Raw genomic sequence first — 16,103 nt, forward strand, 5'->3', positions numbered from 1 at the left:
GGAGGAAGAACGATGTATGACTTCGAATTCGTAAAGCCTTCGACGATTGCCGAAGCCACCAAGGCTTTGACGGCCGAGGGGGCGCAGGCCCTGTCGGGTGGTCAGACCTTGGTGCCGACGATGAAGCAGCGGCTTGCTTCGCCGGGCGTTTTGGTCTGCCTGACCGGCATCGCCGAGACCAAGGGCGTCTGCAAGGGCGATGGCGGCCTGCATGTCGGTGCGGCCACCCCGCATGCGGTGGTTGCCCGCGAGGCTGCAAGCCATTACCCGGCGCTTGCGGCTTTGGCCGGCGGCATCGGCGATCCGGCGGTGCGCAACCGTGGCACGCTTGGCGGATCCATCGCCAACAACGACCCCGCCGCCTGCTATCCAAGCGCGGTTCTGGGCTCGGGGGCGACCGTGGTCACCAACAAGCGTAAGATCGCGGCAGATGACTATTTCCAAGGCATGTTCACCACCGCTTTGGAAGAGGGCGAGTTCATCACCGAAGTGGCCTTTCCGATCCCGGAAAAGGCGGCCTATGTGAAGTTCAACCAACCTGCCAGCCGCTTTGCGTTGACGGCGGTGTTTGTCGCCAAATACGCCGACGGCGTGCGGGTTGCGGTGACAGGCGCGTCAAACGATGGCGTTTTCCGCTGGTCAGAGGCCGAGGAAGCGCTGTCAAAGGACTTTTCGGCGGCAGCCCTTGCGGGGCTTTCGGTGGATCATTCCGATTTCATCTCTGATCTGCACGGAACGCCGGCCTACCGCGGCAATTTGGTCAAGGTTTTGACCGCCCGCGCGGTCGCTGCGGCTTAAACGGCGAAAATACCGCAAAGGGCCCTGCGATTGCAGGGCCCTTTGTCATGCCGCTGTCACGCTTTGTTGCGACATCTTGGCAATATCTGGGGGTTGCGCGCTTTGGATCGCCAGATATAGTCGAGGGGTACGGGGCGGCTGCTTCCGCCCCCTGTCTGCAAAGGCGAAGGGACGGAAAGGGAGTCACTTTCGGAATGGACGGCGATTTCAGAACGCAATTTGTACGCGAACCCGCTGCGCTTCGGCAATTTCCGGCGCTGGTGCTGAATGCGGATTTTCGACCGCTGAGTTATTACCCGCTGTCGCTCTGGCCCTGGCAAGAGGCGATCAAGGCCGCCGTTCTGGACCGGGTGCAGATTGTCGCCGAATATGATCAGGTGATCCATTCGCAGCGACAAGAATTTCGCATACCTTCGGTTGTCGTGCTGAAAGACTTTGTAAAACCTCAAAAGCGCGTGGCCTTCACGCGCTTTAATCTTTTTCTGCGCGACGAATTTTGCTGCCAATATTGCGGCAGCAAGGGCGATCTGACCTTTGACCATGTGCTGCCACGCTGTCGCGGCGGCGTGACAAGCTGGGAGAATGTGGTCGCTGCCTGCTCGCCCTGCAATCTGCACAAAGGCTCGCGCACCTTGAAACAAGCCGGCCTACAGCTGGCCAAAGTGCCGCGCGCGCCCACCGCAAGCGAGATGAACACCCACGGCCGCCGCTTTCCGCCGAACCACCTGCACGAAAGCTGGATGGATTATCTGTATTGGGATGCAGAATTGGACGCTTAGGGCGACCAGACTCGGATAAACAGCATATATTTTTTGCAGCCTTTGGCCGCAGCAGCGCGCATTTTTCTTGGGCGCTGAAGAAATTTTGCACCCCTCTTGCTCGCGTCTTTGCTGTGTTTCTGCGCTGCGGCATAAAAATGCGCCTAGTTTTTTGGCATATCAATGCTGCATTGCAGAAATATCATAAAATCTAACTGATCCGATTGAACGCCGCAGTGGCTGTGCTTCCCTTGCCTTGCTCGGGTCGCATCCGAGATCGGATTTGATGCAAAGGGGTCACCCCTCATCACCAGACATTTGATGCCGCAATGGCACGCAACAGGGGAAATTGAGATGAAACTGACACGACGCGCACTTTTGGGTTCGGCTATCGCTGCCATGTCTTTGCCACGCATGGCCTTTGCTGCCGGTGAGACGATTAAGATCGGGGTTCTGCATTCGCTTTCGGGCACCATGGCGATTTCCGAGACCACTTTGAAAGACACCATGCTGATGCTGATCGAGGCGCAAAACGCCAAGGGCGGTCTTTTGGGCAAAAAGCTTGAAGCGGTGGTGGTGGACCCAGCCTCGGATTGGCCGCTGTTTGCGGAAAAAGCCCGCGAGCTTTTGACGGTGGATAAGGTCGATGTGATGTTTGGCTGCTGGACCTCTGTGTCGCGCAAATCGGTGCTGCCGGTGATCGAAGAGCTGAACGGCCTGCTGTTCTACCCCGTGCAATACGAGGGCGAGGAATCGTCAAAGAACGTCTTCTACACCGGTGCCGCGCCAAACCAGCAGGCGATCCCTGCGGTGGATTATTTCCTGAATGAATTGGGTATCGAGAAATTCGCGCTTTTGGGCACCGACTACGTCTATCCGCGCACCACCAACAACATTCTTGAGGCCTATCTGACGCAAAAGGGCATCGCCAAGGAAGACATCTTTGTCAACTACACCCCCTTTGGCCATTCCGATTGGTCCAAGATCGTCGGCGACGTTGTGGCACTTGGGGCGGATGGCAAAAAGGTCGGCGTGATCTCGACCATCAACGGCGATGCCAATATCGGCTTTTACAAAGAACTGGCCGCAGCTGGCGTGACCGCAGACAAGCTGCCCGTGGTGGCTTTCTCGGTTGGCGAAGAAGAGCTTTCGGGTCTGGACACCAGCAACCTTGTTGGCCATCTGGCGGCTTGGAACTATTTCATGTCGGCTGATACCGCTGAAAACAAAGCCTTTATTGACGAATGGCACGCCTTTATCAAAGACGACAAGCGCGTCACCAACGATCCGATGGAGGCGCATTACATCGGCTTTAACATGTGGGTGAATGCGGTCACGGCAGCGGGCACCACGGATGTTGATGCGGTCTCCGAGGCGATGATCGGGCAGAAATTCCCGAACCTCACCGGCACCATGGCCGAGATGCTGCCAAACCACCACCTGACCAAACCCGTGCTGATTGGTGAGATCCGGGCCGATGGCCAGTTTGACATCATCAGCCAGACCGAGCCGGTTCCGGGCGATGCTTGGACCGATTATCTGCCGGAATCGGCGGTGCTCGAGTCCGATTGGAAGGATCTGAAATGCGGGATGTATAACAAAGACACCAAGACCTGCGTTCAGTTGACCTCGAACTACTAAACGTGGCGGAGGGGCCTTTTTGGCCCCTCCCTTCCCAAATCGGATGACCCTATGCGCCTTTTGATCGCCTGCCTGCTGGCAGTTTTTTGTGCGGCCCCGCTGCGGGCGGAAACCGCTTTGCAGATTTTAACCGCCAATGCGGCCTTGGTGGAAAAGGCCTCGCGCCAGAGCATTGCGCCGGTGATCGACGCTTTGGCGGAAAGTGGCGATCCTGCGGCGCCTGCGGTCTTGCAGGCCTGGGGCGATAAGGGCCTAGGGCTGCGCAAGGCCGATGGGGCGTTCTTTCTGATCTCGCCGGATGCTGCGGGCTATGCGTTGCGGGATCTGACGGGGGCAGGGGTTGGCACTGCGGCAAAATCCGAGATGATAGAATTGAAACCCAATGCCGGTGTGCGGGCGATGATTGCGACCGCGCTGGTGCAATTTACCCTGTCTGACCCCGATCCTGCCAAGCGCCAAGCGGCGCTCGAGTCGATTGCCAAAGACCCCAAGCCCGAGGCGCTGGCCCCTTTGCGCGCAGCGATCGAAGGCGAGGTGGATCTGGCTTTAAAGGCACAAAAGCAAAGGCTTGAGCGGTTGCTGACGCTGCGCTTTGATGCAGAGACGGCGGCACGGGTGGCGGCGATCAACAGCTTTGGCGCCGATCTGGGCTTGGATCTGCGCGGCGCGCTGAACCCGCTGCTGGCGGTGAAACGCGCGGCGGCCGCGCAAGCGCCCGAAGGCAATATCGCGCGGCAATTGCAAATCGGCCGCGATCTGACGCAAACCCAAGCTTACGAGCTTTTGGTGGCGCAAGAGCTTGCCCTGCCACGGCTGACCATCGAGGCCGAGCGCGAGACGCTGATCGCCAATATCGCGGACGGTATGGTTGGCGGCGTGGCGCTGGCCGATCTCAGCGATCAGGCCGCGCGCGACCGCGCCTATCTGGCCTTGGTGTCAGCAGGCAAGGCGCGCCCGGCCAAGACCGAAGCGCAGGCCAAATCCGTGGTCGATGATTTTGGCTATTACGAGGTCTATCTGGAACCCGACCCGGCTGTGACCACCGCTGCGGCCGCCGCGCTGCGCAAGATCGGCTATAAGGTGGCGCTGATGCAGGCCGCGGATCTAAGTTTGGACGCGCTGTCGCTGGCCTCGATCTATTTTCTGGCAGCTATTGGGCTTGCGATTACCTTTGGTGTGATGGGGGTGATCAATATGGCGCATGGCGAGTTTATCACGCTGGGGGCCTATACCGGCTATGTGGTGCAGCAATTTGTGCCCAATTACACCGCCTCGATCCTGATTGCGCTGCCTTTGGCCTTTGCGGTGACCTTTGCCGCAGGCGTGGCGATGGAGCGTTTGGTGATTAGACATCTGTACAAACGCCCGCTTGAGACCCTGCTTGCGACCTTTGGCATCTCGATCGCTTTGCAGCAGATTTTGAAGAATGTCTTTGGCACCCAAGCGCGGCCCTTAACCTCGCCCGCTTGGCTTGATGGGGCGTTAAGCCTGAATGATGTGGTCTCGATCAGCTATATCCGCATCGCGATCTTTGTGCTGGCGCTGGTGTTTTTGGGCTTTATCCTTTGGCTGATGAAGCGCACGCGGCTGGGGCTTGAGGTGCGGGCGGTCACGCAAAATCCGACGATGGCGGCCTCGATGGGGATCAATCCTGACCGCATCAATATGCTGACCTTTGGCATCGGATCGGGCATTGCGGGGATTGCGGGGGTGGCGATTGGGCTTTTTGCCAAGGTCACCTCGGAGCTGGGATCTGACTATATCGTGCAATCCTTCATGACGGTTGTGGTGGGCGGGGTTGGCAATATCTGGGGCGCGCTTGCCGGGGCAGGGATGATCGGTGGCTTGCAAAAGCTGATCGAGTTCATGAACCCGTCAAACACGCTTGCCGCACAAACCTATATGATTTTGTTCATCATTTTGTTCATCCAATTCAGACCGCGCGGCATTATCGCCCTGCGTGGTCGTGCGGCGGGGGATTGAGCCATGCGGATCACACGCGCGACTTATGTGTTTTTGATAAGCCTGATTTGCCTGACCTTGGCCGCAACGGTTTTGGCGCAGGCGGGGCTGATGTCTACCTCTTTTGTCAAGACCTTGGGCAAGACACTGTGCCTGTGCATCGCGGCCTTGGCGATGGATCTGATCTGGGGCTATGCGGGGATCCTGTCTTTGGGCCATATGGCGTTTTTCGCGCTTGGCGGCTATATGATCGGCATGTGGCTGATGTATGCGCGCACCGCCGAGATTGTGGTGGCCTCGCTTGCCAATAGCCCCTTGCCTGCCACGGCGGCAGAGCTGGAGCAGGGCATTGCCTCGCAGATTTTCGGGGTGGTGGGGGCCTCGGATCTGCCCGCGATCTGGGGCTTTGCTCATAGCCTGCCGCTGCAATTGCTGCTGGTGGTGGCAGTGCCGGGGCTTTTGGCGCTGGTGTTTGGCTGGCTGGCGTTTCGCGCACGGGTGACGGGGGTGTATCTGTCGATCCTGACCCAAGCGATGACCTTGGCGCTGGCGCTTTACCTGTTTCAAAACGACAGCGGTTTGCGCGGCAACAACGGGCTGTCGGGCCTGCAAAACCTGCCGGGGCTCGAGGCTGTGGGGCAAGACCGCTTGTCGTTGTGGTTCCTTTGGGCCTCGGCACTTGGTTTGGGGCTGTGCTATCTGGGGCTTGCCTGGATCGTTTCGGGCAAGTTTGGCTCGGTCATTCGCGCCATTCGCGATGACGAGGCGCGGGTGCGGTTTCTGGGCTATTCGGTGGAAAGCTACAAGCTGGTGCTGTTTGCGCTGACGGCGGTGATCGCAGCGCTTGCGGGGGCGCTTTACTATCCGCAAGCCGGCATCATCAATCCGGCCGAACTTGCGCCAATGGCCTCGATCTATCTGGCGGTTTGGGTGGCGATTGGCGGGCGCGGGCGGCTTTATGGCGCGGTGATTGGTGCTGCTTTGGTGTCTTTGCTGTCAAGCTGGTTCACCGGCGGGCGCGTGCCGTCGCTGCCGCTTGGTTTTGGCACCTTGAACTGGGTGGATTGGTGGCAGGTATTGCTGGGGCTGGCCTTTGTTGGGGTGACGCTGTTTGCGCCCAAGGGCATTGGTGGGCTGTTTGACCGTTTGGCGGGCTTGGGTCGGCCTGACCGCAAAGGCGCGCCGCTGGGGCCAGATGCCGGAGCTTTACAAGAACGCGAGGCGGTGGAATGAGCGCGCTGTTAGAAGTTTCGGGCGTCACGGTCAGCTTTGACGGTTTTCGCGCCATCAACAACCTGACCTTTTCCATTGGCCCGGCCGAATTGCGCGCCATCATTGGGCCGAATGGCGCCGGCAAATCCACCTTTATGGATATCGTCACCGGCAAGACCCGGCCTGACAGCGGATCGGTCACCTTTGGCGAGAAATCGGTGTCTTTGCTGAAACTATCAGAGGCTGACATCGCGCGGGCGGGCATTGGCCGCAAGTTTCAGCGCCCCACGGTGTTTGAAGATCAGACGGTGGCCGAGAATCTGACGCTTGCGCTGAAAGCCGCGCGCAGCCCTTGGCGGGTGCTGGGGTGGCGCGCCAAGCCCGCCGATCTTGCGCGTGTGCAGGCCTTGGCCGCACAGGTGGGGCTGATTGATCATCTGCCGCGCAAGGCGGGCGAGTTAAGCCACGGCCAAAAGCAATGGCTGGAAATTGCGATGTTGCTGGCGCAAGAGCCGCGGCTGTTGTTGGTCGATGAACCCGCCGCCGGCATGACCTTGGCCGAGCGCGAGCGCACCACAGCGCTTTTGACCGAGATCGCCAAAACCCGCGCGGTGGTGGTGGTCGAGCATGACATGGATTTCGTGCGCAGGCTGAATTGCCGCGTCACCGTGCTGCATGAAGGCGCGGTTCTGGCCGAAGGGTCTTTGGACCATGTCACCAAAAACAAAGACGTCATCGACGTCTATCTGGGGCGGGGATAATGCTGAAAGCCAAGGGAATTACGCTGCATTACGGCGGCTCGCAAATCTTGCACGGCATTGATTTTGAGGCCAAAACCGGCGAGATCACTTGTGTGATGGGCACCAATGGCACCGGCAAAACCAGCCTGCTGAAGGCGCTTGCGGGCACGCATCCGCGCTCGGGGGGCAGTGTCGAGCTTGGCGGTGAAAGCCTTGGCGTGCTGCCTGCGCAGCAAATGGCGCGCCGCGGGCTTTCGGTGGTGCCGCAGGGCCGGATGATCTTTCCGCTGCTGACAGTGCGCGAAAATCTAGAGACCGCCTTTGCGGTGCTGCCAAAATCCGAGCATCACATCGCCGAAGAAGTTTACGCGCTGTTTCCGGTGCTAAAAGACATGCGCGCGCGCCGAGGCGGCGATTTGTCGGGCGGGCAGCAGCAGCAATTGGCAATCGCACGGGCAATGCTGATGCGGCCCAAAGTGCTGTTGCTGGACGAGCCGACCGAAGGCATTCAGCCCAATATCATTCAACAAATCGGCCATGTTCTGACGCATCTGAAGGCCAAGGGCGATATTGCGATTGTGCTGGTCGAGCAATATTTCGAATTTGCCTATGGCTTGGCGGATCAGTTTTATGTCTTGCAGCGCGGCGCGGTTTCCGTTTCCGGCGCAAAGGCGAGTTTCGAGAAGGCCGATCTGCGCGCGCATGTATCGGTTTAATCGCTCGGGCGGGCTAGGGTGTCAGCATGGTAAAGCCTTCAGCGGTGAAATGAGCGGCGGCCTCGGGCGCTGTCAGGGCAGCGAAAAAGCCCGCATCGGCGGCGTCGCGCGCTTCGTTCAACAGGGCCGCGGGATAGGTGATGGCGGGATAACTCTCTGGCGGAAAGCGGCCAACGACGCTGACGCTGGGCTCGGCCTTGGCATCAGTGGCGTAGACAATGCCAAAGGGCGCCTCATCGCGCGCCACCAAAGCCAGCGCCGCACGCACATTTTCAGCCTGCGCGACCGAGGCGGCCACACTGTCCCACAGCCCCAAAGAGATCAAAGCTGCCTTGCCGTACTGCCCCGCAGGCACCGCATCCACCATCGCCATCGCCAGCCGATTGCCCGCCAAAAGCCCCGCAAGATCAAGATCTTCACTGATCGCCACATGAGGAGCATCCTTGCCATGCGCAATCAGAACAAGGATGTTTTTTAAGATATCCTTACGGCTGCCCGTCACCAGCAGGCCGGCCTTTTCCAGCTCATCCATCCAAGCTGTATTGGCCGAGATGAAAATGTCAGCAGGCGCGCCATTCAAAATCTGCTTGGCCAATGTGTTGGACCCTGCATAGCTGATCACAACCTGATTGCCGGTTTGGGCGGTGAAATCGGCGGCAACTTGGTCAAGCGCGGTCTTAAGCGATGCGGCGGCAAAGACCTTGACGGTTTCGGCAAGCGCGGGATTGGTAAAGCAAAGCGCAAAAAGGCTGGAGAAAACAAAGCGACGCATAGGTGCGAATCCTGACATCAGCAAGAAATAACCAAGTGTGACATTCACAAAAGGGCGCGACAAGGCAGATGCGGCGGGCTTTGGCTCAAATCTTTGCAACCGCAGCGCTTCCAGGGGAAATTCGATGCGAATAGTCTGCATCCTCTGCTAGACTTGCGGGCTAAGTCACCGTAAAAGCACCTCGTTAGCGCTAACAAGGATCGGGGCCCGCCCCGCATCTGGTCGATCTGCGCTGGTGCCGCTATACTGCCACAAAAGACGAGGTAAGCCATGGTTTCGCGCGTAATTCCGGTTGATGCTTTTGATCTGGTGATCTTTGGCGGAACGGGGGATCTTGCCAAACGCAAGATTCTGCCGGGGCTTTATCGGCGGTTTCTGCAAGGTCAGATGACCGAAGACAGCCGGATTATTGGTGCTGCCCGCGCCGATCTGGATGATGCAGGCTTTCGCCAGATGGTGGCCGAGGCGATTGAGGAATTCGTGCCCGAAAATCGGCGTGATGCTGGCGTTATCGCGGCGTTTTTGGAAAAAATCAGCTATATCTCGATTGATGCGCTGGGGGTGACTGGCTGGGATAAGCTAAAATCTGCTGTGCGCCCTGACATGGTGCGGGCGTTTTACTTTTCGGTCGCGCCCTCGCTGTTTGGCGATATTGCGGAACGGCTGCACACCCACGGCATCGCCCATGCTGAAAGCCGCATCGTGGTGGAAAAGCCCTTTGGCCGCGATCTGGCCTCGGCCAAGGCGCTGAACGCGGTGCTGGCCAAGCATTTCAACGAGGCCCAGATCTACCGCATCGACCACTATCTGGGCAAGGAGACCGTGCAAAACCTGATGGCGGTGCGCTTTGCCAATATCTTGTTCGAACCGCTGTGGAAGGCGGAATATGTCGATCATGTGCAGATCACCGTGGCCGAAACTGTCAGCGTCGAAGGTCGTGGCGCCTATTACGACAAATCGGGTGCGATGCGCGATATGGTGCAAAACCATATGATGCAATTGCTCTGCCTAATCGCGATGGAGCCGCCCTATCACTTTGACCCAGACGCTGTGCGCGATGAAAAGCTTAAAGTTATCCGCGCGCTGTCGCCGGTGCAGCCCGATGACATCGTGCGCGGCCAATACCGCGCTGGCAACGGCGAGGGCGGGTATCTTGAGCATTGCGAAGACGCCAGCAGCAAGACCGAAAGCTATATCGCGCTGAAAACCACGGTGTCGAACTGGCGCTGGCAGGGCACGCCGTTTTATCTGCGCACCGGCAAGCGTTTGCGTGCGCGCGCCAGCGAAATTGCGATCACCTTCAAGCAGCCGCCCCATGCGATTTTCGACAATGAAAGCGGCTGGCATGAAAACGTGCTGGTGATCCGCTTGCAGCCCGATGAGGGCATGAACCTGATGGTGATGATCAAAGAACCGGGGCCGGGCGGCATGCGGATGATGCAGGTGCCGCTGGATATGTCCTTTGCCGAGGCTTTGGGCGACGAGGCCGAGGATGTGCCAGACGCCTACGAACGGCTGATCATGGATGTGATCCGCGGCAATCAGACCCTGTTCATGCGCGGCGACGAGGTCGAGGCGGCTTGGGCCTGGACCGATCCGATCATTCAAGGCTGGGAGGCGCGCGGTGACAAACCGCAAGCCTATGACGCGGGATCTTCTGGGCCAGAGGATGCGCTGATGCTGATGCACCGCGACGGTCGCCGCTGGCGCGAGATCAAGAAATGAGGATCGAGACCTATCCCGACCGCGAAGCACTGATGATTGGCCTTGCAGACCGCTTGGCCTCTGATCTGCGCGAGGAACTTTTTGCGCAGGGGCGGGCCTCGTTCAGTGTGCCGGGGGGCACCACGCCGGGGCCGGTGTTTGACATCTTATCGGCGGTCAGTCTGGATTGGGCCAATATTGCCGTGGTGCTGAACGACGAGCGTTGGGTCGGCGAAGACAGCCCGCGTTCGAACACCGCCTTGCTGCGCGCGCGGCTTTTGGTGGATAAGGCGGCGGCAGCGCAGCTTTTGCCGCTTTATGCCCCGACTGAAATGCCCGAAGCGGCGCTTGCCGACCTCTCTGCGGCGATTGCGCCGCATCTGCCTTTGTCGGTTCTGCTGTTGGGGATGGGGGCGGATATGCACACCGCAAGCCTGTTTCCTGGTGCCGATCTTTTGGCCGAAGCGCTTAGCCCCGACGCGCCGATCCTGCTGCCAATGCGGGCCGAGGCTGCGGGCGAGCCGCGCATCACCCTGACAGCCCCAGTGCTGGCGGCTGCAAAAAACATCCATATCCTGATCACCGGCGCCGAAAAGCGCGCAGCCATCGAGGCGGCTTGGCATCTGTCGCCGCTTGAGGCCCCCGTGCGCGCGGTGCTTGATCACGCAACAATTCATTGGGCGGAGTAACTCATGTCAAAATGGCAATCCTTGCAGGCCTATCACGCATCGGTGGCAACGCGGCCGCTGATCTCTTTGTTTGACGAAACCGATCGGGCTGCGGATTTTTCAGTCTCGGCTGATCAAATGATGCTGGATTATTCCAAGACCAATATTGACAGCAAAACCAAAGACTTGCTGATCGAACTTGCCAAGGTTTCCGGCGTGGCTGAAAAGCGCGCGGCGATGTTTTCGGGCGAAAAGATCAATGACACCGAGGGCCGCGCCGTGTTGCACACCGCCTTGCGGGCGGGGCCAGAGGCAGTGATCGCTGTCGACGGGGCCGATGTCATGCGAGAGGTGCGCGAGACGCTGGCGCGGATGGCAGACTTTGCCCGCGATCTGCGCGCAGGCCGCATCACCGGGCAGGGCGGCGCGATTACCGATGTGATCAATATCGGCATTGGTGGCTCTGATCTGGGGCCGGTGATGGCGACGCTGGCGCTTGCGCCCTATCACGACGGGCCGCGGGTGCATTATGTCAGCAACGTTGACGGCGCCCATGTCGCCGATGTGCTCAAGGGGCTGAACCCCGAGACCACGCTGGTGATCGTGGCCTCGAAAACCTTTACCACCATCGAGACGATGACCAATGCCGAGACCGCGCGGCGCTGGATGGCGGGCAAAGTGCGCAACACCGGCGCGCAGTTTGCAGCCGTTTCCACCGCTGCCGAAAAGACCGCTGCGATGGGCATTGATCCGTCGCGGGTGTTTGGTTTTGAAGATTGGGTCGGCGGGCGCTATTCGATCTGGGGGCCGATTGGTCTGGCGCTGATGATCGCGATTGGGCCAGAGCGGTTTGAAGAGTTTCTTGCCGGTGGCCGCGCCATGGATCAGCATTTCCTGACCGCCGAGTTTGCGCAGAATATGCCGGTCATGCTGGCCTTGGTTGGCATCTGGCACAACCAGATTTGCGACTATAGCACCCGTGCGGTTTTGCCCTATGATCAACGCCTTAGCCGGTTGCCTGCCTATTTGCAGCAGCTGGAAATGGAAAGCAACGGCAAGTCGGTGGCGATGGATGGCAGCGCGCTTGCGACCCAGGCCGGCCCCGTGGTTTGGGGCGAACCCGGCACCAATGGCCAGCACGCGTTTTATCAGCTGATCCACCAAGGCACCCGCGTCGTGCCTTGCGAATTCATGATCGCGCGCTCGGGCCATGAGGCTGATCTGGCGCATCAGCATTTGCTGCTGGCCTCGAACTGCCTTGCCCAATCCGAAGCGCTGATGCGCGGGCGGTCCTTGGCCGAGGCAACTGCGATCATGGCGAAAAAGGGTCTGACAGGGGCCGAGCTTGACCGCCAAGCCCGCCACCGCGTCTTTGCGGGTAATCGCCCTTCGACGACGCTGGTCTATCCGCTGCTGACGCCTTTCGTGTTGGGCCAGATCATCGCACTTTATGAACATCGGGTGTTTGTCGAAGGCGTGATCTTGGGCCTGAATTCCTATGACCAATGGGGCGTGGAATTGGGCAAAGAGCTGGCGCTGGCGCTGCAACCGATCCTTGAAGGCAAGGAAAGCGCGGCGGGCAAAGATGGCTCGACGCAGGCGCTGGTCGCCTATTTGCGCGGCTAAAAGCGGGCGCAGCCTGAAGGGCTGCGCCAGTGGTTTCAGGCAAGGGCGGCGGTCACGATAACCTCGACCAGATAGCCGGGGGCTGCCAGCTTTGCTTCGCCCGTGGCGCGTGCGGGCGTGTGGCCCTGTGGCACCCAAGTGTCCCAAACCGCGTTCATTTCGGCGAAATCGGCCATATCGGCCAGCCAGATTTGTGTCGACAGAATGCGGGTCTTATCGGTGCCAGCGGCGGCCAGAATGCGGTCCACCTCGGCAAGGCAGGTCTGCGTCTGCTGGGTGACGCTTTCGCCAGCGGTGCCGACTTGACCGGCAAGCCAAGCAATGCCGTTATAGCAAACGGCTTCCGACATGCGGGCGCCAACACCGATACGTTTGATCTCGCTCATGGAATATCCTTTCAGAAACACAGGGGTCGCTGCGGCCTTGCTAACCCAACGCGCCGCAAAGGGAAAGAGAGCCACCCCAGAGATTGGCTTTGCCTTTGCCGCAGCGGCACCCTAGGTTGCCCAAGCTGCGCGCCAATTCTTTGCTGCGGTTTCAGCACCCTAAGACCACAGCCAGCAAAGGCGCGCCGATGACCCAGATCCTTGACATCACCCTGCCAATTTTGGTGATCGTGCTGCTTGGCTTTTTCTACAGCCGCGCGGTCAAGCCTGAGCTGGCTGGTGTCAACCGCATGACGATTGATCTTTTGCTGCCGATTTTGATTTTCACTTCGATGTCGAGCAAGGGCTTTGACCCTAGGGCGGCGCTGCTGTTTTGCTTTGCCGTGGTCTTGCACATTGGTGCGACAGGGATTTTGGCGCTGCCTTTGGCCAAGGTTTCGGGGGCAGGGGCGCGGGCTTTTCTGCCTTGCGCGATGTTCACCAATGTGGGGCCGATTGGCATTCCCTTGATTGTCTTGGCTTATGGCGCGCAGGGCCTGCCGCTGGCGGTGGTCTTGCTGGTGGTGTCAAATATCCTGCATTTCACGCTGGGCGCTGGCATCATGAGCGGGCGGATCGACTGGCGGATGCTCTATGCCAATCCGCTGGTTTGGGCGACGCTGCTGGGGCTTGGCTTTGCCCAAGGCGGGCTGCATTTGCCGCTGTGGTTGGACAGGCCCTTGGCGATGATCAGCGCGGTGATCGTGCCGCTGATGCTGCTGTCGCTGGGCGCGCGGCTGTCCAGCAGTCAGGTGCGCGATGCAAGTGCGGGCCTGCGCGGCGCGGTTCTGGCCGCAGCGGTGCGGCTGGTGGCCTGCTTTGCGATCCTGTGGCTTTTGCCGCTGTCAGGGCTTGAGCGCGGCGCCTTTATTCTTTACGCCTGCCTGCCCTCGGCGATGTTCAACTTTATGCTGGCCGATAAATTCAACGTGGCGCCAAATCGGGTCGCCTCGATTGTGATCATGGGGCATGTCGCCAGCCTTGCCCTGTTGCCCTTGGGGCTTTGGCTGGCGCTATAGGCGCGCCTTAGTTCAGGCGCTGCTGCATCGCCTCATGCACCGATTGCATGCCGCGCGCCGCAAGGTCGCTGACCTCGCCCGCATGTTTTTGCAAGGCCGCCACAGTCGCTGCATCTTCTGAGGTTTGGGTAACGATGATGCCATCAGCGGTCGTCTCAATCTGCGTGGTGATCAAAGCGCGGTTTTGAAACAGCAGATCAAGCGTCGGGCTTTGGATGAAAACCTTGGGATCACGGCCCTCATCCACCCGCGCAATCATCCCCGCGGCATGGCTGATCAAAGCGTTGCGCAGATCTTCATCCTGCGCCGTGGTGGTGGTGCGAATGCCGTTTGGCAGGTTTTCGACCCGCCGCGCGATGCCGGTATTGTTTTCAAACATCGCCCGCAGCTCCGATTCCTCGGCCTCTGTGGTGTCAACGCCCTTGAACATATGCCCCATGCCAAAGCCGCCCATATGCTGGCCGCTCTCGTCATGCATCCGGCTCATCACAAAATGCTCGACGGCATAGCGGTTGCTATAGGCATAGCCTGCGCCAAGGAGCAGCACGGCGCCACAGGCCAAGGCGATGGATCGAGGGATAGGTTTCATCTGGCGTCCATTCACATTCAGAAAAGTAAATCTGTTTGTCTGAAATGGCGATTTTTGCACCAAAGTCAACCGCAAGCCGCACTATTTCACGCCTTAGCGCTTCTGATAGCGATATAAGCAGCGCCACGGTCCAATCGCAGGCATCGCGGATGCGACAGCTGATCAAGATGATCTGAAAGCGTTTTCTCTCTGCACTATGTCTTGGCCGCACTGAAAAATAGCGGGCGTTGATTTTCCTTAACAAATGTCCAAGCAACAAAGCGGCTTGTTTTTTGTCCCTGTGCCATTTCGATTACTTTAAAATTAGCAACCTTAGCCTTTTCCAAAATTCTAGAAAGCGGCTGAAGATTGTCTTTTTTCGAGACCAACGAGGTAAACCACAGGCACTGCTCCGCGAACTCCATGCTCTGTTCAACCATGCTGGCGATGAACTTTATCTCGCCACCCGGGCACCAGAGTTCAGCATTTTGCCCTCCAAAATTGAGTTTTTGTGAGTGCCCTTTGCCAAGATTGGCCCACTTGCGTTGTGTGCCCTTATCGGCTTGTTCGATCGAGGAATGGAAAGGCGGGTTGCACATGGTGACGTGAAAAGCATCGCGGGGTTCGATCACGCCTTTAAAGATATTCTCACGGTTATTTTGGTGCCTAAGGGTGATTTTTAATTTGTTGAATTGGCAAATCTGCTGTGCGGATTTGATCGCAATTGGATCTATGTCGACGCCTGTAAAATGCCATCCATATTCACTCTGACCAATAAGAGGGTACACCAAACTCGCACCGGTACCTATATCCAGAACTTTGACATTCCGCCCGCGAGGGATTTCTTGATTGTTGCTCTGTGCAAGCAAGTCCGCCAGATAGTGGATATAGTCAACACGCCCGGGAATTGGCGGGCATAGATAATTGGGCGGAATATCCCAAAAATTTATATTGTAATACGTCGTCAGCAATGCCCGATTAAGCATCCGGACTGCCAACACATTTTGAAAATCAATCGTCGTCTGACCAAGCGGGTTGGTGATCGCAAAGGCTGCAAGTTCAGGGGATTGTGCCACCAAGCGCGCAAAATCGTAACCTTCTCTGTGTTGGTTACGGGGGTGCAGCATAGTTTTGGTGGCCATGGACAAGCCCTCGTTAAAGTTGATGCAGGCATCGAGCCAAACCGGTCTTTGATCTTAAACCCTCATGCAAAAATAGTAAAATTATTAGGATGTTGCACCGGGATGATTGATTGCAGCTATCCTCACCTGAAACCGGATTCCGTGCGGACCTGCCAGCCCTGAACCGTAACGGCCCCAAGCTGACCAGAGCTGCAAGGCCCGCACATTCTGTGGGATTGGGCAGTCGGGGCACGGCATGAGACAATCAAAGTCTCAAGACGGCGTTTAAACCCCATAGGAAGCTTTTGAGATTGGAGCGGGTGAAGGGAATCGAACCCTCGTATTCAGCTTGGGAAGCTGCTGCTCTACCATT

The 16,103-nt window shown here is 58.5% G+C and carries 15 protein-coding genes; 11 read left to right on the plus strand and 4 right to left on the minus strand.

Translation table 11 applies throughout. The annotated features are described in order from the left end of the window. Positions 1–12 precede the first annotated feature (12 nt). The 7 genes from V7Q10_RS07130 to urtE all read left to right on the plus strand — a co-directional run bounded on the left by V7Q10_RS07130 (position 13) and on the right by urtE (position 7,827). Entirely contained in the window at positions 13–798 is a 786-nt protein-coding gene (locus V7Q10_RS07130; protein ID WP_333868376.1) for an FAD binding domain-containing protein, read from the plus strand. A 194-nt stretch (positions 799–992) separates the two neighbouring features. Then, a complete protein-coding gene (locus V7Q10_RS07135; protein WP_333868377.1) occupies positions 993–1,577 on the plus strand; it encodes an HNH endonuclease in 585 nt (194 codons plus the stop codon). Positions 1,578–1,910: 333 nt separating this feature from the next. Then, positions 1,911–3,197 carry an urea ABC transporter substrate-binding protein gene (urtA, locus tag V7Q10_RS07140; protein WP_333868378.1) on the plus strand — a complete coding sequence of 429 codons (1,287 nt, stop codon included), beginning with the start codon at positions 1,911–1,913 and terminating at the stop codon, positions 3,195–3,197. A 51-nt stretch (positions 3,198–3,248) separates the two neighbouring features. Beyond that, entirely contained in the window at positions 3,249–5,180 is a 1,932-nt protein-coding gene (gene urtB / locus V7Q10_RS07145; RefSeq protein WP_333868379.1) for an urea ABC transporter permease subunit UrtB, read from the plus strand. Between the two features lie 3 nt (positions 5,181–5,183). Continuing rightward, positions 5,184–6,392 (plus strand): urea ABC transporter permease subunit UrtC, encoded by a 1,209-nt coding sequence (urtC, locus tag V7Q10_RS07150; RefSeq protein WP_333868380.1) that lies wholly within the window; start codon positions 5,184–5,186, stop codon positions 6,390–6,392. Next, complete coding sequence (urtD, locus tag V7Q10_RS07155) at positions 6,389–7,132, plus strand: urea ABC transporter ATP-binding protein UrtD (protein WP_333868381.1); 744 nt, start codon at positions 6,389–6,391, stop codon at positions 7,130–7,132. Before urtC ends, urtD begins: the two co-directional genes overlap by 4 nt. Next, positions 7,132–7,827 carry an urea ABC transporter ATP-binding subunit UrtE gene (gene urtE, locus V7Q10_RS07160; protein ID WP_333868382.1) on the plus strand — a complete coding sequence of 232 codons (696 nt, stop codon included), beginning with the start codon at positions 7,132–7,134 and terminating at the stop codon, positions 7,825–7,827. The genes urtD and urtE overlap by 1 nt, the downstream gene beginning before the upstream one ends. A gap of 13 nt (positions 7,828–7,840) precedes the next feature. On the opposite strand, the gene modA is transcribed toward urtE, so the two are convergent. Then, entirely contained in the window at positions 7,841–8,599 is a 759-nt protein-coding gene (gene modA, locus V7Q10_RS07165; protein ID WP_333868383.1) for a molybdate ABC transporter substrate-binding protein, read from the minus strand. A gap of 270 nt (positions 8,600–8,869) precedes the next feature. On the opposite strand from modA, the gene zwf reads away from it, so the two are divergent. Genes zwf through pgi form a run of 3 tightly spaced genes read left to right on the plus strand, consistent with a single transcriptional unit; the run spans position 8,870 to position 12,597 of the window. Continuing rightward, positions 8,870–10,324 carry a glucose-6-phosphate dehydrogenase gene (gene zwf / locus V7Q10_RS07170; protein ID WP_333868384.1) on the plus strand — a complete coding sequence of 485 codons (1,455 nt, stop codon included), beginning with the start codon at positions 8,870–8,872 and terminating at the stop codon, positions 10,322–10,324. Then, positions 10,321–10,992: a 6-phosphogluconolactonase gene (gene pgl, locus V7Q10_RS07175; protein ID WP_333868385.1), complete on the plus strand. Its 672-nt coding sequence runs from the start codon at positions 10,321–10,323 to the stop codon at positions 10,990–10,992. The genes zwf and pgl overlap by 4 nt, the downstream gene beginning before the upstream one ends. Before the next feature lie 3 nt (positions 10,993–10,995). After that, positions 10,996–12,597: a glucose-6-phosphate isomerase gene (gene pgi, locus V7Q10_RS07180; protein WP_333868386.1), complete on the plus strand. Its 1,602-nt coding sequence runs from the start codon at positions 10,996–10,998 to the stop codon at positions 12,595–12,597. A gap of 35 nt (positions 12,598–12,632) precedes the next feature. Here the strand turns inward: pgi and V7Q10_RS07185 are convergent, their stop codons facing one another. Next, on the minus strand, positions 12,633–12,983 hold the full coding sequence (locus tag V7Q10_RS07185) for a RidA family protein (RefSeq protein ID WP_333868387.1): 351 nt from the start codon (positions 12,981–12,983) through the stop codon (positions 12,633–12,635). A gap of 188 nt (positions 12,984–13,171) precedes the next feature. Between V7Q10_RS07185 and V7Q10_RS07190 the strand changes: the two genes are divergently transcribed. After that, positions 13,172–14,041: an AEC family transporter gene (locus V7Q10_RS07190; protein WP_333868388.1), complete on the plus strand. Its 870-nt coding sequence runs from the start codon at positions 13,172–13,174 to the stop codon at positions 14,039–14,041. 7 nt (positions 14,042–14,048) lie between these two features. Here the strand turns inward: V7Q10_RS07190 and V7Q10_RS07195 are convergent, their stop codons facing one another. Continuing rightward, positions 14,049–14,630, minus strand: a complete 582-nt coding sequence (locus tag V7Q10_RS07195; protein ID WP_333868389.1) for a hypothetical protein — start codon at positions 14,628–14,630, stop codon at positions 14,049–14,051. Between the two features lie 194 nt (positions 14,631–14,824). After that, a complete protein-coding gene (gene rlmF / locus V7Q10_RS07200; protein WP_333868390.1) occupies positions 14,825–15,751 on the minus strand; it encodes a 23S rRNA (adenine(1618)-N(6))-methyltransferase RlmF in 927 nt (308 codons plus the stop codon). Positions 15,752–16,103: the final 352 nt, after the last annotated feature.

Origin of the sequence: Cypionkella sp. (assembly GCF_036782355.1) — a bacterium.
Classification (GTDB): domain Bacteria; phylum Pseudomonadota; class Alphaproteobacteria; order Rhodobacterales; family Rhodobacteraceae; genus Cypionkella.